Source organism: Amycolatopsis sp. lyj-109, from assembly GCF_046548995.1.
Lineage (GTDB): Bacteria > Actinomycetota > Actinomycetes > Mycobacteriales > Pseudonocardiaceae > Amycolatopsis.
Map to the genome: position 1 here is coordinate 1 of NZ_JAJPWR010000016.1, position 16,862 is coordinate 16,862.

A 16,862-nucleotide genomic window follows, 5' to 3' on the forward strand; every position below is an offset into this window, starting at 1 on the left:
ACAACCCCCCATGCGAGAGATTGTGATATCCGGTATTAGACCTCGTTTCCAAGGCTTATCCCAGAGTGCAGGGCAGATTACCCACGTGTTACTCACCCGTTCGCCACTCATCCCCACCCGAAAGTGGATCAGCGTTCGACTTGCATGTGTTAAGCACGCCGCCAGCGTTCGTCCTGAGCCAGGATCAAACTCTCCAACAATGTTTTCGAATTCAATCGAGGCAATTTAATGCTCTCAAAGGAACCTCATACGAGGTTTCAATACATAAGCTCTACTGGCTTAGTTCACTAGCACACTGTTGAGTTCTCAAGCAACACACCCCGACCAACCCCGGACCCAAAGCCCAGCGTCACCCGAAGCGAGTTATTCCTAGCAGTTTTGGTGGGACACCCACTCAATCGCGATCCGCGAGAGCTTGGTTCGTGTCCCGAGTCTTACCCTGTCACCCGGTTTCCCTGGCGACTTGGAGAACTTTACATGCCCCTCCGAGGGGCGAAACAGGGGGGTACCTTTTTTCGCGCCGGACCCCTGACCTGCACCGATACGCCCGATACCCCCGTCGGGGCCCGTCAGGCCGGCTGACGCTCCCCGTGGGTCGCGACGACCGTCAGCACGACGAGCGCGGCCGCGAGCCCGGCGGCGACGTGGATGGGCGCCGGCGTGAGCGACGCGGCCACGACGAGCGCCGCCGTCACCGGGAAGCCGATGGCGATCGGGCGGCACTCGTTCGTCGGGCCGATGTGCAGCAGCCACACGCTCAGCAGGAAGACCGCGACCGGCACCGTGGTCGGCAGCGCCGCGGCCACCCCGCCGAGGTGCAGCGTCCCCGTGTCGTAGGCGACGGCCACTTCGAAACCGGCACCGACGGCCGCTGCTGAGGCGAAGATGAAGTAGTGGCCGTAGCCCCAGCTCATCGCCGTGAACATGGTGGGGCGGCGCACCAGCCGCGCGTGCCCCGGCCGGTCGAAGTAGAGCCACCACATCGAGAACACCAGGACGAGCGCAGCCGCGGCCAGGGAGATCAGCGCGCCCAGGTGCCCGGGTTCGGCGGTCCCCTCCTTGATCGCGTTCGTCGCACTCAGGATCACCTCGCCGAGGACGATCAGCGTGAACAGCCCATACCGCTCGGCGATGTGGTGCGGGTGCCACGTCGTCCGCGCGCTGCGCTCGGCGACCACCGGCACCGCGAGTTCGCAGAGCACGACGGCCACGAACGTCACGGCCGCCGTCGGCGCCGGCAGGAACAGCCGGGCGATCCAGAGCACCTGGCAGAGCGCGATCCCGGCGGCGAACCGCAGGGCCGCGGACCGGACCTCGGGCGCGGACCGGGCGGCCCGCAGCCACTGGCCGACCAGCGACAACCGCATGAGGACGTACCCCACCACGATCACGCGGAAGTCGCCCTCGAACGCGCTGGACACCCCCGCCGCGACGGTCAGGCCGCCGGCGATCTGCACGAGCGTGGCCAGCCGGTACGGGACGTCGTCGGTGTCGAACGCCGAGGCGAACCAGCTGAAGTTCAGCCAGCCCCACCAGATCGCGAAGAACACCATCGCGAACGACGTCACGCCGTGTGCGGCGTGCCCCTCGGCAAGCGCGTGGTGCAGCGCGGCCGCGGCCTGGCCGACGGCGACCACGAAACACAGGTCGAAGAGCAGTTCCAGCGGCGTCGCGACGCGGTGGCGCTCCTCGCGGTCGCGGGAGCGCATCGGCCGGCGCCAGACCCGGATCCGCGACGGCTGCTCGGTCATCGGGGCTCCCCGCGTCGGCCTCGGACGGACGCGATCATCCCAGCACGATCAGGGCAGGAGCGGCGAGCACGACACGGCGCAGAAGACGGGCGGGCCCGATTCCCCCTCACCCGGGCCCGCCCGCCGCCGTCACGCGCCGGCGGGCACCGATGGGCAGCCCTTCCGTGAGTGCCGGGCGGTCCCCCGCGGACGCCGACAACTCACTGGATGGAAGGTGACCGAGTGTGTCCATTCCCTCGAACTCCGGACGCCTCGATCGCTCAAGCCGGTCACCCCATCCCCGGGTGGCCGACTGATTGCCACTGTCGGTAGCCGAAGCCGCGCAGTGAAGGCTCCATAAGATCTACCCGGTTGCTCTCCGTAGCACCAGTGTCTTTCCGTGCTCGTCACTCGGATGGAGCATCGCGAATCTGCGGAAAGTAGTGTCTCAGCCCCGGTGGACGTCCGCGGCGGACGCCTCGGCCTTCCGGGCTTCCGCTTCCTGCTCGGACGCGCGGTGCCGCCGCGCCCGGAGCTCGGCGACCGCCAGGGCGAGCGCACCGCACGTGAGGACGGCCGCGCAGCCGAGCGCCACGGTGAGCGCCACGGGATAGCCGCGCCCGAGGACCATGCCGAAGACCGACGCGAGCACCGCGGTGCCGATCGCCGTGCCGATCCGCTGCCCGGTCTGCAGCGCGCCGCCGGCGACCCCGGCCATCCGGACCGGCACGCACTCCAGCGTCAACGTCGTGTTCGGCGAGATCACCATCCCGCCGCCCACGCCCGCGAACAGCAGCGGCAGCGCGAACGCCCACCCGGACGCCGCCGGCGGGACCAGCTCGGCGAGCAGGGCCACGGCCAGCAGCCCGACGGCGACCATGGCCAGCCCGGTGACGGTGAGCCGCCGGCCGAACCGGGGCACGAGCCGGCCGGCGACGGCGGCCGACACCGCCGAGCCGAGCGCGAAGGGCGTCACCGACAGGCCCGACTGCAGCGGCGAATAGCCGAGGCCCTGCTGGAAGTACATCGCGAAGACCAGCCAGATCCCGGCGAACCCGCAGAAGTAGAGCGCGCCGACCGCCGCGCCGGTCGTGTAGCCGGGGGTGCCGGTGAAGAGGCGGGTGTCGAGCAGCGGGGACCGCCCGCGCCGGACCACCGAGTGCTCCCAGCGCACGAACGCGACCCCGAAGACGAGCGCGACGGGGAACAGCCACCACAGCCGGGTGAGGCCGCCCTGGTCGGATTCGACGACCGGGAGCAACACGCCGAGGACGGCGACGGCGAGCAGCACGATGCCGACGAAGTCGATCTCCGAGGAGATCTTGACCTGTTTCTTCTCGCTGCGTGGCAGCATCCGCAGGGCGAGGGCGAACGCGAGCACACCGATCGGGACGTTGACGTAGAACACCCAGCGCCAGCCGTCCTCGGCCCCGAAGAGCGCGATGATGAACCCGCCGAGGATCGGGCCGACCGCGGTCGAGATCCCGACGACCGCGCCGAACATGCCGAACGCGCGGCCGCGCTCGGCGCCGCGGAAGAGGTCCTGGATCAGGCCGGTGTTCTGCGGGGTGAGCATGCCCGCCGCCACGCCCTGGGCGAGGCGGGCGAGCACCAGGGTGGTCTCGTTCGGGGCCGCACCGGCCAGTGCGCTGGTGAGGACGAAGGCAGCGAGGGCGCCGAGGAACATGTTCCGGCGGCCGAACGCGTCGCCGAGGCGGCCGCCGGTGACCAGGACCAGGCCGAACGCCAGGGCGTAGCCGGAGACGACCCAGCGGATCCCGCCGCTGCTCGCGTGCAGGCCGGCCTGCATCGAGGGCAGGGCGACGTTGACGATGCTGACGTCGAGCAGGCCCATGAACCCGGCCGTGAGCGAGACGGCAAGCGCCTTCCAGCGGCGAGGATCGGGTTCGTAGGCAGTCATCGCGGGGGTGGTACCTCACCACGGCGAACTCGAAACCGGACCACGGCGAGGTCCCCCTTCATCACGTCGAAGCGGTGATCCCGCGGATGCCCTTGAGCTCCCCGATCAGCATGGAGCTGACCTTCACCGGGTAGTCGTGGAGCGCGAACACCGTCTGGTTCCGTCCGACCAGCTTGAGGTGGACCATCGTCTCACCCTTGTGCGCCAGCAGCGTGGACCGCAGCTCGCTGACCACCGACTGATCGATCTTCTCGGCCGCCGCCAGCAGGACCAGCGGGGGCTCGTCGTCACCGTTGCCGGTGCCGACCTCCGACAGGTCGAGCGTGGCCAGGCCGCCGCCGAAGATCGACATCTTGTCCTCGCGCCAGTTGACCCGGCCCTTGACCAGGACCGCGTTGTCCTCGATCAGCTCACCCGCGAAGAGCGCGTACGACTTGGGGAAGAACAGCACCTCGAGCGAGGCGTCCATGTCCTCGACCGTGCAGATCGCCCAGGGCTCGCCCTTCTTGTTGACCCGCCGCTCGAGCGAGGTGATCAGCCCGGAGATCACCAGCTCACCTTCCTTCGGCGGATCGTTGAGGATGCTCGCGATCGGCTTCGGGGCGTGCTTGCGCAGGATCCGCTCGGCGCCGTCCAGCGGGTGCGCGGAGACGTACAGGCCCAGCATCTCGCGCTCGTAGGCGAGCAGCTGCTTGCGCGGGTACTCCTCCTCGCCGAACTTCAGGTGCGCGAGCGGCGACGACGAGGGCGCCGCCTCTCCGTCCTCCCCGCCGAAGCCGAACAGGTCGAACTGGCCCATCGCCTCCTGGCGCTTGAGCGGGACGACGGCTTCGACCGCGTCCTCGTGGACCTGGATCATCGACAGCCGCGTGTGGCCGAGCGAGTCGAACCCGCCCGCCTTGATCAGCGACTCGATCACCCGCTTGTTGCAGGCCACGAGCTCGGACTTGTCGAGGAAGTCGGTGAAGGAGGCGTACTTGCCCTTCTCCTCGCGGGTCTTGATGATCGACTCGACGACGTTCGCGCCGACGTTGCGGACGGCACCCAGCCCGAAGCGGATGTCGTCGCCGACAGCCGCGAAGCGCAGGGCCGATTCGTTGACGTCCGGCGGCAGCACCTTGATGCCGAGGCGGCGGCACTCGGACAGGTAGATCGCCGACTTGTCCTTGTTGTCGCCGACCGAGGTGAGCAGGGCGGCCATGTACTCGGCCCGGAAGTTCGCCTTGAGGTAGGCGGTCCAGTACGAGATCAGGCCGTACGCGGCCGCGTGGCTCTTGTTGAACGCGTACCCGGCGAACGGGAGGATCGTGTCCCAGAGCGCCTTGACCGCCTCGGCGGAGAACCCGCCTTCGATCAGGGGGCTGGCCTTCATCCCGGCCTCGAAGCCGTCGTACTCGAGGTCGAGGACTTCCTTTTTCTTCTTGCCCATCGCGCGGCGGAGCACGTCCGCGCGCCCCATCGTGTACCCGGCCACCTTCTGGCCGATGTGCATGATCTGCTCTTGGTACACGATCAGGCCGTAGGTGTCGGCCAGGATCTCCCGCAGCGGCTCGTCGAGCTCCGGGTGGATCGGCTTGACCTTCTGCCGGTTGTTCTTGCGGTCGGCGTAGTCGTTGTGCGCGTTCATGCCCATCGGGCCGGGGCGGTACAGCGCGCCGACCGCGACGATGTCGTCGAACACCGTGGGCTCCATGCGCCGCAGCAGGTCGCGCATGGGGCCGCCGTCCAGCTGGAACACGCCGAGCGTGTCGCCGCGGGCCAGCAGCTTGTACGTCTCCGGGTCGTCCATGCCGAGCCGGTCGAGGTCGATGTCGACCCCGCGGTTGGTCTTGATGTTGTCGATCGCGTCACCGATGACGGTGAGGTTGCGCAGGCCGAGGAAGTCCATCTTCAGCAGGCCGATGGCCTCGCACGACGGGTAGTCCCAGCCGGTGATGATCGAGCCGTCGTCGCGCTGCCACAGCGGGATCGCGTCGGTCAGTGGGTCGCAGGACATGATGACCGCGCAGGCGTGGACGCCGGCGTTGCGGATCAGGCCTTCGAGGCCGCGGGCGGTCTCGAAGATCGTCTTGCACTCTTCGTCGGTCTCGACGAGCGCGCGGACCTCGGCGGCCTCGCCGTAGCGCTCGTGCTTCGAGTCGACGATGCCCGAGAGCGGGATGTCCTTCGCCATGATCGGCGGCGGCAGCGCCTTGGAGATCTTGTCCGCGATCGCGTACCCCGGCTGGCCGAAGTGGACCCGCGCCGAGTCCTTGATCGCCGCCTTGGTCTTGATCGTGCCGAAGGTGATGACCTGGGCGACCTTGTCCGCGCCGTACTTGTCGGTCGCGTACCGGATCATCTCGCCGCGACGGCGGTCGTCGAAGTCGATGTCGATGTCGGGCATCGAGACGCGCTCGGGGTTCAGGAACCGCTCGAACAGCAGCTTCTGCGGGATCGGGTCCAGGTTGGTGATACCGAGCACGTACGCGACCAGCGAACCGGCGGCCGAACCACGGCCCGGACCGACCCGGATGCCGACCTTGCGGGCGTAGCTGATGAGGTCGGCGACGATCAGGAAGTAGGCCGGGAAGCCCTTGCCGATGATGACGTCGAGCTCGATCTCGATGCGCTCGTTGTAGTACTCGTCCGGCACGCCGTCCGGGAAGCGCCACTTGAGGCCGCGCTGGACCTCTTCGCGCAGCCAGCCGCCCTGGTCGTAGCCCTCCGGCACCTCGAAGAACGGCAGCCGGTCCTTGTGCGAGTAGACGTCGTCGTAGGACTCGACGCGCTCGGCGATCATCAGCGTCGTGTCGGCCGCGCCCGGGACTTCCTTGTCCCAGTACTCGCGCATCTCGGCCGCGGACTTGAGGTAGTAGCCGTCACCGTCGAACTTGAACCGGGTCGGGTCGTTGAGGGTCTTGCCGGCCTGGACGCACAGCAGCGCCGAGTGCGTGTCCGCCTGGTCCTTGGTGACGTAGTGCGAGTCGTTGGTGGCGATCGGCTTCAGGTCCAGCAGGCGGCCGACTTCGAGGAGGCCCTCGCGGACCGACCGCTCGATCGGCAGGCCGTGGTCCATCAGCTCGAGGAAGAAGTTGTCCGCGCCGAAGATGTCCTTGTAGTCGGACGCGGCCTGGATCGCCGCTTCCTTCTGGCCCAGCCGCAGCCGGGTCTGGACCTCGCCCGACGGGCAGCCGGTGGTCGCGATGATGCCGGAGTGGTTCTCGGCGATCAGCTCGCGGTCCATCCGGGGCTTGCGGTAGTAGCCCTGCATGCTGGCCAGCGAGGACAGCTTGAACAGGTTCCGCAGCCCGGTGGCGTTCTGCGCGAGCATCGTCATGTGGGTGTAGGCACCGGCGCCCGAGACGTCGCCGCCCTCGCCCAGCTCGTCGGAACCACGCTGGTTCGACTGCCCCCAGAAGACCGGCTTCTTGTGGAACCGGCTCTCCGGGGCGACATAGGCCTCGATGCCGATGATCGGCTTGAGGCCGTGCTTCTTCGACTGCTGGTAGAACTCGTCGCCGCCGTACATGTTGCCGTGGTCGGTCATGCCGACCGCGGGCATGCCGAGGCGCGCCGCCTCCGCGAAGAGAGGAGCGATCTTCGCCGCACCGTCGAGCATCGAGTACTCGGTGTGGACGTGCAGGTGGACGAAGGAATCGTTCGACACCAGCAAAAACCTCCCCTAGATCAGGCGGACCGGCGCGCCCGGGTCTCTCACCTTATCCCGCACTCGCCGGGCTCGATTGTGCGCCTCCGGAGCCCGCGCCGGGCTCTGCGACGCGCCCCTCTTCGGGCGGAAACGATCACGACACGCGCCGCTGCCGGACGGTCACGCCGGGGTGCCGCGGCCGGGGTGCGGAAGTTCGTGAAGGCCACCTTGAGGAACTTGTACTTCCTGAAGGTGGCCTTCACGAACTTCGGAAAAGGACGTGAGCTGAGCCACAGCCGGACCTGCTCGCGTTGACAGCGGCAGCACCGGGACCGAGCATTCCCGCCATGAACCTGTCTGACAGCCAGACAGCCGGACAAGGTGGACAGGGTGGTCCCCGCCGGGTGAGCGCCATGGAAGCCGTGCTGGCCCACCTGCGCGCCTCGATCGAGCGCGGCGAGTACGCCGTCGGCGAGAAACTGCCCTCCGAAGCGGCCCTGAGCAGGGAGTTCGAGGTCAGCCGGTCGGTGCTCCGGGAGGCCCTCCGCGGACTCCAGGCGCTCGGCATGACCGAGTCGAAGACCGGCAAGGGCACCTTCGTCACCGCGACCGGCCCCGCCGACAACCCCACCTTCGGGCCCTACTCGGCCCGCGATCTCATCGAGGTGCGCCGGCACGTCGAGATCCCGGTCGCCGGGTACGCGGCCGTGCGGCGCAGCCAGGACGACCTCGATCTGCTCGCCCACCTGCTCGACCGGATGGACGCCGAGACCGACAACACCGCCTGGGTCGCCCTCGACTCGCTCTTCCACATCACCATCGCCCAGGCCTCGGGCAACCCCGTGTTCGGGAAGGTGATCGAGGAGATCCGGGACGCGCTCGCCCGCCAGTCCGCCTTCCTCAACCAGCTCGGCGACCGGCGCCGCCAGTCGAACATCGAGCACCGGGACATCGTCACCGCGATCGAAAGCGGTTCCGAACAACAAGCCGTCGAAGCCATGACGGCGCACCTCACACACGTCGAAACCACTCTGACCAGCATCGTGAACGGGGACCAGTGACCGAACAGACCATCCCGGCCACGACCGCCGACACCGCGGACGCGGGCGACGCCGGGTACCACAAGGCCCTCAAGTCCCGGCACGTGAACATGATCGCCATCGGCGGGGCGATCGGCACCGGCCTCTTCCTCGGCGCCGGCGGGCGGCTCGCCCAGGCCGGCCCGGCGCTGGCGATCGTCTACGGCGTCTGCGGGCTCTTCGCCTTCTTCGTCGTCCGCGCGCTCGGCGAGCTGATCCTGCACCGGCCCTCCAGCGGCGCCTTCGTCTCCTACGCCCGCGAGTTCATGGGCGAGAAGGGCGCTTACGTCGCCGGCTGGATGCACTTCCTCAACTGGTCGACCACCGGGATCGCCGACATCACGGCGATCGCGCTGTACGCGCACTTCTGGTCGTTCTTCTCGCCGATCCCGCAGTGGGTGCTGGCGCTGATCGCGCTCGCCGTCGTCCTGACGCTGAACATGGTGTCGGTGAAGCTGTTCGGCGAGATGGAGTTCTGGTTCGCCATCGTCAAGGTCGCCGCGCTCGTGCTGTTCATGGTGATCGGCATCTTCCTGCTGGTGACGCAGACCCCGATCGACGGCGTCGCGGGCGGCCCGCAGCTGATCGCCGACCACGGCGGGATCTTCCCGTCCGGGCTGCTGCCGATGGTCCTGATCGTGCAGGGCGTGGTGTTCGCCTACGCCTCGGTCGAGCTGGTCGGTGTGGCCGCGGGCGAGACCGAGAACCCGGAGAAGATCATGCCGAAGGCGATCAACTCCATCATGTGGCGCATCCTGGTGTTCTACGTCGGCTCGGTCGTGCTGCTGGCGATGCTGCTGCCCTGGAGCTCCTACACCAAGGACCAGAGCCCGTTCGTCACCGTGCTTTCGCACCTGGGTGTGCCCGCGGCGGACAGCGTGATGAACCTGGTCGTGCTCACCGCGGCGCTGTCCAGCCTGAACTCGGGCCTGTACTCGACCGGCCGCATCCTGCGGTCGATGGCGATGGCCGGCTCGGCGCCGAAGTTCACCGGCGTGATGAACCGCAACCACGTGCCCTACGGCGGGATCCTGCTCACCGCGGCCGTCTGCGTGCTCGGCGTCGGGCTCAACTACCTGGTGCCGAAGGAGGCCTTCGACATCGTGCTGAACTTCGCCGCGATCGGCATCCTCGCCACCTGGGCCATCATCGTGCTCTGCCACCTGCTGTACGTGCGCAAGACGAAGCGCGACGGCATCGAGCGGCCGGCGTTCCGGCTGCCGTTCTCGCCCTACACCGAGATCGCGACGCTGGTGTTCCTCGCCGCCGTCGTCGTCCTGATGGGCTTCGACGAGACCGGCCGGATCACCCTCATGACCCTGCCCGTCATCCTCCTCGCGCTGGTCGTGGGCTGGTTCAGCGTGCGCAAGCGGATCGACATGCGGGCGTTCGACGAGGAGGGCATGTGAGTCACGACCCCCTCGTCGAGCTGATCCGCGACGGGCTGGTCGAAGGCGTCCACCACGGCTCGGCCGTGGTGCTCGCCCCGGACGGCTCGACGCTGTTCACCGCCGGGGACGCCGACACGCCGATGTACCCGCGGTCGACGGCGAAGCCGCTGCAGGCCACCGCGATGGCCCGGCTCGGCCTGCGCCTGCCCCCCGCCGGGTTCGCCATCGCCGCGGCCAGCCACTCGGGCGAGCCGATGCACCTCGACGCCGCGCTCGACGTGCTCGACGGCCGCTCCCCCGACCTGCTCGGCAACCCCGCGGACTTCCCGTTCGACCCGGTCGAGCGCGACCGCTGGCTCGCCGCCGACCAGGCACCCAGCCGGCTGGCGCACAACTGCTCCGGCAAGCACGCGGCCATGCTGGCGACCTGCGCGCTGAACGGCTGGGCCGCCGAGGGCTACCTCGACCCGGCCCACCCGCTGCAGCGCGCGATCGCCGCCACCGTCGAGGACCTGACCGGCCGGGACATCGCCCGGGTGGCCGTCGACGGCTGCGGCGCGCCGCTCTTCGCGACGACGCTGCGTGGCCTCGCGACGGCCGTGTCGAAGATCGCGCTCGCCGCGCCCGGCACGCCGGAGCACCTGGTCGCCGACGGCATCCGGAAGCACCCCGAGCTGGTCGGCGGCAGCCGCCGGGACGTCACCGCCGTCATGCGCGCGGTCCCCGGGCTGATCGCGAAGGACGGCTTCGAGGCCGTCCAGGTCGCCGCGCTGCCGGACGGCACGGCGATCGCGTTCAAGATCGCCGACGGCGGGGACCGGGCGCGCTATCCGGTGCTGGCCGCGCTGCTCGGGCTGTGCGGGGCCGACGTCCCGCCCGGCCCGGACAACCTGCGTTTCACCGGAAAACTGTCTGTGGGGAGCCTGCGATGACCACCCGCCGCGAACACGACCTGCTCGGCGACAAGGACGTCCCCGCCGACGCGTACTGGGGCGTGCACACCGCCCGCGCCCGCGAAAACTTCCCGATCACGGGCACGACGATCGCCGCGTACCCGCACCTGGTCGAGGCGCTGGCCTCGGTCAAGGAGGCCGCGGCCCGCGCCAACGCCGAGCTCGGGCTGCTCGATCCGGAGATCGCCGAAGCGATCGCAGGAGCCTGCCGGGAAATCCGCGAAGGCGCGCTGCACGGCGAGTTCGTCGTCGACGTCATCCAGGGTGGTGCCGGGACGTCGACCAACATGAACGCCAACGAGGTGATCGCGAACCGGGCCCTGGAACTGCTCGGGCACGCCAAGGGCGACTACCACGTCGTGCACCCCAACGAGCACGTCAACCTCTCGCAGTCGACCAACGACGCCTACCCGACCGCGGTCAACGTCGCGACGATCATCGCCGTGCGCGAGCTGTCGGACGCGATGATCGTGCTGGAGAAGGCGTTCGCGGCCAAGGCCGTCGAGTTCCACGACGTGCTGAAGATGGGCCGCACGCAGCTGCAGGACGCCGTGCCGATGACGCTCGGCCAGGAGTTCGGCACCTACGCGGTGATGCTCGGCGAGGACCGGCTGCGGCTGGGCGAGGCCGTCGCGCTGCTGCACGAGATCAACCTCGGCGCGACCGCGATCGGCACCGGCCTCAACGCCGCGCCGGGCTACGCCGAAGCCGCGTGCCGCCACCTGCGCGAGATCACCGGGCTGCCGATCGTCACCGCGGCGGATCTGGTGGAAGCCACCCAGGACTGCGGCGCGTTCGTGCACCTTTCCGGCGTCCTCAAGCGGATCGCGGTCAAGCTGTCGAAGAGCTGCAACGACCTGCGGCTGCTGTCCTCGGGCCCGCGCGCCGGGCTGAACGAGATCAACCTGCCGCCGGTGCAGGCCGGGTCGTCGATCATGCCGGGCAAGATCAACCCGGTGATCCCCGAGGTGGTCAACCAGGTCGCGTTCGAGGTGATCGGCAACGACGTCACCGTGACGATGGCCGCCGAGGCCGGCCAGCTGCAGCTCAACGCGTTCGAGCCGATCATCCTGCACTCGCTCTCGGAGAGCATCACGCACCTGGGCGCGGCCTGCCGGACGCTGGCTTCGAAGTGCGTCGAAGGGATCACCGCGAACGTCGACGTCCTACGCGGGTACGTCGAGAACTCGATCGGGCTGGTGACGGCGCTCAACCCGAGCATCGGCTACGCGGCCGCGACGGAGATCGCGAAGGAGGCGCTGGCCACCGGGCGCGGGGTCGCCGAGCTCGTCGTCGAGAAGGGGTTGATCCCGGCGGAGGAGCTCGCGAGGCTGCTGCGGCCGGAGACCCTCGCGCGCTCGAACTGAGGTACCGTCGGATCCGGAAGGATCTACTCCACTTCGGAAGGCGGGCGCCCGTGCTGGACCGACTTGTCGACAAGCTGCTCGGACTCCCCCGCACCGAAGCGCCGAAGCCGGTCGTGACGCGGGACCTCGCCGTGCCGATGCCCGATGGCGTCACGCTGCTCGCCGACCGGTACGCCCCGGCCGGGACGACGTCGGCGCCGGTCGTGCTGATCCGCACGCCGTACGGGCGCAAGGGCCTGGCCTCGAAGCTCTTCGGCGAGACGTTCGCCCGGCACGGGCTGCAGACGGTCGTCCAGAGCACCCGCGGCTCGTTCGGCTCCGGCGGCGAGTTCCGGCCCTTCCACCTCGAACGCGAGGACGGGCTCGCCACCGCCGGGTGGCTGCGCGCCCAGCCGTGGTGCGACGGCGCCATCGGCATGGCCGGCGCCAGTTACCTCGGGCACACGCAGTGGGCGATCGGGCCCTACCTCGACCCGCCCCTGGCGGCGATGTGCCTCGGCGTGACGGCGTCGGAGTTCGTCTCGACGTTCTACCCGGGTGGTGTGCTCGCGGCGGACAACATGGTGTCGTGGTCGGCGATGCTCGGCCGCCAGGAGGAGCGGTTCGCCGCGCTGCCGAACCCGCTGCAGGCGCGCCGGACCCGCCGGGCGATGGCCCACCTGCCGATCAGCGGCGCCGACGTCGCCGCGATCGGCAAGCCGGTGCGGTTCCTCCAGGACGTCACCGAACACTTCGTCCCCGACGACGGCTACTGGGCCATGTCCGACCACAGCGCCGAAGTGGCGAAGCTCGACGTCCCGGTGTCGATGGTCACCGGCTGGTACGACCTGTTCATCGGCTCGCAGCTGCGCGACTTCCGGATCCTCGCCGACGCGGGCAAGGCGCCGCGGATCACGATCGGTCCGTGGGCGCACGGCGAGCCGGCGAGCATGGGGCCGATGATCCGCGACCAGCTCGGCTTCCTGCGCGCGCACCTGCTCGGCGACCGCACCCAGCTGCAGCGTTCCCCCGTCCGGTTGTTCCTGCAGGGCGCCGGGACGTGGCTGGACTTCGAGTCGTGGCCGCCGCCGTCGAAGGCGACCGAGGCGCACCTGCGGCCGATCGGCGGGCTCGGCGAGAGTTTGGGCGAACCGGCGTTGCCGACGACGTTCACCTACGACCCGGCCGACCCGACCCCGGCGGTCGGCGGCCCGCTGCTGATGGGCGAGTGGAAGCAGCGCGACAACCAGGAGGTCGAGGCCCGGCCGGACGTGCTGGTGTTCACCGGCGAGCCGCTACCGTCGGACCTCGACGTCATCGGCGAGGTCTCGGCGACCGTGCACGTGCGCACCGAACTGGGCCACGCCGACGTCTACGTCCGGCTCTGCGACGTCGACGCCGGCGGCGTCTCCCGCAACGTGACCGACGGGATCCTGCGCCTGCGCCCGGGCTCCCCCGCGGCCGGCTCCGACGGGGTGGTGGCCGCGGAAGTCACGCTCGACCCGACGGCGTACCGCTTCCGCCGCGGTCACCGCCTGCGGATCCAGGTGGCGGGCGGCGCGTTCCCGCGGTTCGCCCGCAACCACGGCACGGACGAGCCGGTCACGTCGGCGGTGGCCGGGAAGCCGAACCGCTTCGAGATCTTCCACGACGCGGCCCGGCCGTCCCGCATCACGCTGCCGGTGTTCACCGGCTGACCACGCGCGCCCACGGCCGTCGCAGCAGCGGCCAGGCGGCGAGGAAGAGCGCGGCGGCCACCCAGACCGGCAGGCCGGCGGCCGCCCACAGCCCGATCGCGCGGAGGGTGCCGGACTCGCCGATCTGCAGCCAGGCGGCGTGGGCGGCGAGCAGCAGCCAGCCCAGCTGCACCAGCCAGCCCGCCGGGTAGCACGCGATCGCGGCGAAAGCGGTGGCGCGCGGGCCCGCGCGCAGCAAGCGCGGGCGCAGGGCCATGGGCGGGTGGGTGAGCCGGGCCGGCAGGCGGCGCGGCTTCGCGCCGCCGAGCCGGGTCGCCGGCCCGGCGGCGGCGACGTGGTCGGCGGCGAACTCGGCGCTCCACGAACCGGCGACGGGCAACGTGATGGCGGCGAGCAGCAGCCCGAGCGCGTTGAGCAGCATCAGGCCCAAGCCGGCGACGAGCTGTCCGGCCGAGTGCACGGCCCCGTCGAGGACGTCGGCGAACCACACGGCTCCGACGGGCACGACAGCGGCCCAGACGAAGAGGCCGAACCAGTGCCGGACGACGAAGGCGAGCGGGCTGGTGGCGCCGGCGAGGTAGGTGTCGCCCTGCCGGCAGTGCGCGAGTTCGTGCCGCACGACGGCTTCGGCGGCCGCGCGGTCCCGCCGCCAGAGCACGACGAGCGGCGCGAAGACGGCGAGCCTCGGCCGCCGGGGACGGCGGAGGTAGGCGAAGGCGAGCAGATCGGTGCGCCGCAGGTTCGCCCGGACTTCGACGTGGGGCAGCTGGGCCCGCGCGTAGGCGGCGATGGCGGCGAGGCTCGGGATGCCGAGGTCGCCGGTCAGCCGGTACCGGCGTTCGACGAGCCGCCCGCGCACCCCGGCCCCGGCCACCGTGACGACGGCGGCGAGCAGCACGAGGGCGGGCACGAGGTCGACGAGCCCGGCGACGCGCAGGAGGTCGCTGCCGGGGACGGTGCCGGCGGGGTCCGGGGTGACGCCGAGGAGGTCGAGCAGTGTGTCCCGCCAGGTGGGGAACTGCCGGGGCAGGGTCCAGCACAGGGCGGTGAGGAACCAGAAGAACAGCCAGGGCGGCGCCGGCGAAAGGGGTGGCGCGGGCTGGTGACCGGCCGGTGGCGATGCGGCCGGCGCAGGCGCCCCGGGGGCGAGTGCGGGCGGCCCAGGCACCTCCGGCACAGGCACACCCGGCACAGCCACGCCCGGCACAGGCACACCCGGCGCAGGCATGCCCAGTGGGGATGCGCCCCACGCAGGCACGCCTGGTGCAGCGCCGCCGTCGGTCATCGGCTGCCGTCCTCCGGTGGGGCCGCGGCCAGGAAGGCCCGCGTGCCCGCGCCGTCCTTGATCAGGGCCCGGACGATGCGGAACGTCAGGACCTCGCTGTCGGTCTCCGGCACCCCCGCCGCCGTCAGCTCGGTGCTGATCGCGTCGATCAGGCGGTTCAGCTCGGGCAGCCCGGGAGCCTGCGGTTCCGCGGCCGGGGCCTGCTTCGCGCGGCGGCGGTCCCACAGGTCGCCGAGGTTCTTCAGCAGGGTCGAGATGCTGCTCGCGTTGCCGCCCAGCGCCGTCCAGACCGCGTGGGCCGCCAGCGTCACCGTCGCCAGCACGTGCGGGAACAGCACGATCGGCGCGGTCACGTCGAAGCCGCCCGGGGCCGCGTTCGTGCGCGCGAACAGCTCGCGCCGCGCCGCGCCGCCCGCCACGTAGGCCGCCGTCATCGACGGGACCAGTTCCGCCTCGTCCGGTGCCACCTCCGCCGCCAGCCGCACCGCCCAGCCGATGACCTCGTCGCTCACCCGTCCCGCCCCTTCTACGCGAACGCTTCGTGGAACTCCACCTCGTACGGACCGGGCACGAACTTCCCGCCGAGCCCCAGCTCGACGACCGCCGTCGCACCCGGGGCGACCGCCGATCTTGCCTGGCCGAACAGCTCCGCCACCTTCGCCCCGCCGACGAAGAGCGTCAGCCGGAACAACCCCGTCCGCGGCCGGTCCGCCCGGTTCGTCACCGTGATCTCGCCCGTGAAGAACCCGATGCCGTCGTCACCCACCCGGGCGCCGCTCAGGTCCCACTGCCGGTCACTCCCCCGCGCCGGGACGTCCACCGCGGACGGCGGCGGCGGGACCTCGGGCGCCGGCGCGGCCGGCCGGCTCAGGAAGACGGCGAACCCGAGCAGCAGCGTGCCCGCGATCACCCCGAGCGCGTGCACCCCCGCGCAACGGACAACGCCCGGCACTCGATCCTCCACTGTGGACGAACGCCCGGCCGGGCGCCCGCGTCCGGGAGTCGCGCCGGCGGGCCAAGCCGTTACAAACCCCGTCGTAACGTCTCCGCGGCCGCCCGCGTCTACGCCGGTGACCGCACCGCCCCGCCTCTGTCAGATCGGGATTCCCTTGATCAGCAACCGAAAGATAGCCGCCGCGCTGACCGCCGGGCTGCTGCTCACGGCCGGCTGCGGCGGCGTCGAACAGGTCGCGAGCCCGGCGCCGGTTTCGACGACGGAACCGCCGTCGACGACCGCGACGCCGACGGAAACGCCGGAGACCACCACCGAGACGACGCCGGAGAGCACCTCGGAAACCACGACCACCGAAGAAGAGACGACCACCACCACCTCGGAGACCGAGGAAGCGCGCCGGACACCGTCCGGCTCCTACGACGTCACGATTTCCGGCTCGGTCTCGGGCACCTCGTTCCGCCGGTCCGCGACTCTGCGCATCGTCAAGACGATCTCTTCGACCGGCACCACGAACGACGTCAACCCGGTCGACGTGTGCCTGGTCTCCGGCAACCCGGCCGGTCAGCCGCAACCCGGTGCCATCTGGTTCGGTTCGAACTCCGGCTGCGCCCCCGGCGCCGGCAAGGCCCACCTCGACCTGGCGACCGTCGACGTGGACGGCGACACGGTCACCGTCGAGCCCGTCGAGAACATGGCCGCCACCGGCGGCAACGTCTTCACGTCGTCGTCGAGCATCGCGGCCTGCCCGTTCTTCCCGGTGTCGGGACGGCTGCGGGTGTCCGCAGGCAGCGGCGTCTCCGGCAGCATCGAGGTCACCGGCTACGGCGGCGCGTTCTGCGGCAACACGGTCTACCAGGCGAAGATCTCCGGCTGA

The 16,862-nt window shown here is 70.5% G+C and carries 12 protein-coding genes and 1 rRNA gene; 6 read left to right on the forward strand and 7 right to left on the reverse strand.

The features are described 5' to 3' along the window. From ACLJQF_RS31265 to dnaE, 4 genes are all read right to left on the reverse strand, one after another. Positions 1 to 200 (reverse strand): 16S ribosomal RNA (locus tag ACLJQF_RS31265); the annotation flags it as partial. Between the two features lie 369 nt (positions 201 to 569). Then, positions 570 to 1,751 carry a low temperature requirement protein A gene (locus tag ACLJQF_RS31270; RefSeq protein WP_410613932.1) on the reverse strand — a complete coding sequence of 394 codons (1,182 nt, stop codon included), beginning with the start codon at positions 1,749 to 1,751 and terminating at the stop codon, positions 570 to 572. Positions 1,752 to 2,178: 427 nt separating this feature from the next. Further along, complete coding sequence (locus ACLJQF_RS31275) at positions 2,179 to 3,651, reverse strand: MFS transporter (protein WP_410613933.1); 1,473 nt, start codon at positions 3,649 to 3,651, stop codon at positions 2,179 to 2,181. 61 nt (positions 3,652 to 3,712) lie between these two features. Further along, entirely contained in the window at positions 3,713 to 7,300 is a 3,588-nt protein-coding gene (dnaE, locus tag ACLJQF_RS31280) for a DNA polymerase III subunit alpha (protein WP_410613934.1), read from the reverse strand. A 395-nt stretch (positions 7,301 to 7,695) separates the two neighbouring features. On the opposite strand from dnaE, the gene ACLJQF_RS31285 reads away from it, so the two are divergent. Genes ACLJQF_RS31285 through ACLJQF_RS31305 form a run of 5 tightly spaced genes read left to right on the forward strand, consistent with a single transcriptional unit; the run spans position 7,696 to position 13,748 of the window. Beyond that, complete coding sequence (locus tag ACLJQF_RS31285; protein ID WP_410614144.1) at positions 7,696 to 8,343, forward strand: FadR/GntR family transcriptional regulator; 648 nt, start codon at positions 7,696 to 7,698, stop codon at positions 8,341 to 8,343. Beyond that, positions 8,340 to 9,770, forward strand: a complete 1,431-nt coding sequence (locus ACLJQF_RS31290) for an amino acid permease (protein WP_410613935.1) — start codon at positions 8,340 to 8,342, stop codon at positions 9,768 to 9,770. Before ACLJQF_RS31285 ends, ACLJQF_RS31290 begins: the two co-directional genes overlap by 4 nt. Next, the gene (locus ACLJQF_RS31295; RefSeq protein ID WP_410613936.1) at positions 9,767 to 10,684 is read left to right on the forward strand and encodes an asparaginase; all 918 of its coding nucleotides are present in this window, start codon (positions 9,767 to 9,769) and stop codon (positions 10,682 to 10,684) included. The genes ACLJQF_RS31290 and ACLJQF_RS31295 overlap by 4 nt, the downstream gene beginning before the upstream one ends. Then, positions 10,681 to 12,072 (forward strand): aspartate ammonia-lyase, encoded by a 1,392-nt coding sequence (aspA, locus tag ACLJQF_RS31300; protein WP_410613937.1) that lies wholly within the window; start codon positions 10,681 to 10,683, stop codon positions 12,070 to 12,072. Before ACLJQF_RS31295 ends, aspA begins: the two co-directional genes overlap by 4 nt. A 50-nt stretch (positions 12,073 to 12,122) precedes the next feature. Then, on the forward strand, positions 12,123 to 13,748 hold the full coding sequence (locus ACLJQF_RS31305; RefSeq protein WP_410613938.1) for a CocE/NonD family hydrolase: 1,626 nt from the start codon (positions 12,123 to 12,125) through the stop codon (positions 13,746 to 13,748). On the opposite strand, the gene ACLJQF_RS31310 is transcribed toward ACLJQF_RS31305, so the two are convergent. From ACLJQF_RS31310 to ACLJQF_RS31320, 3 genes are all read right to left on the reverse strand, one after another. After that, positions 13,738 to 14,925, reverse strand: a complete 1,188-nt coding sequence (locus tag ACLJQF_RS31310; RefSeq protein ID WP_410613939.1) for a hypothetical protein — start codon at positions 14,923 to 14,925, stop codon at positions 13,738 to 13,740. The two genes, ACLJQF_RS31305 and ACLJQF_RS31310, sit on opposite strands and share 11 nt — an antisense overlap. A 104-nt stretch (positions 14,926 to 15,029) precedes the next feature. Beyond that, positions 15,030 to 15,545 carry a hypothetical protein gene (locus ACLJQF_RS31315; RefSeq protein ID WP_410613940.1) on the reverse strand — a complete coding sequence of 172 codons (516 nt, stop codon included), beginning with the start codon at positions 15,543 to 15,545 and terminating at the stop codon, positions 15,030 to 15,032. Between the two features lie 14 nt (positions 15,546 to 15,559). Continuing rightward, the gene (locus ACLJQF_RS31320; RefSeq protein WP_410613941.1) at positions 15,560 to 15,985 is read right to left on the reverse strand and encodes a hypothetical protein; all 426 of its coding nucleotides are present in this window, start codon (positions 15,983 to 15,985) and stop codon (positions 15,560 to 15,562) included. A gap of 157 nt (positions 15,986 to 16,142) precedes the next feature. Here ACLJQF_RS31320 and ACLJQF_RS31325 point away from each other — a divergent pair, with 157 nt between their 5' ends. Further along, positions 16,143 to 16,862: a hypothetical protein gene (locus tag ACLJQF_RS31325; protein WP_410613942.1), complete on the forward strand. Its 720-nt coding sequence runs from the start codon at positions 16,143 to 16,145 to the stop codon at positions 16,860 to 16,862.

Bases quoted from the DNA above. Each gene is read 5' to 3' on its own strand.
- aspA (WP_410613937.1), top strand. From the start codon at position 10,681: ATGACCACCCGCCGCGAACACGACCTGCTCGGCGACAAGGACGTCCCC.
- ACLJQF_RS31285 (WP_410614144.1), top strand. From the start codon at position 7,696: ATGGAAGCCGTGCTGGCCCACCTGCGCGCCTCGATCGAGCGCGGCGAG.
- ACLJQF_RS31270 (WP_410613932.1), bottom strand. From the start codon at position 1,751: ATGACCGAGCAGCCGTCGCGGATCCGGGTCTGGCGCCGGCCGATGCGC.
- ACLJQF_RS31275 (WP_410613933.1), bottom strand. From the start codon at position 3,651: ATGACTGCCTACGAACCCGATCCTCGCCGCTGGAAGGCGCTTGCCGTC.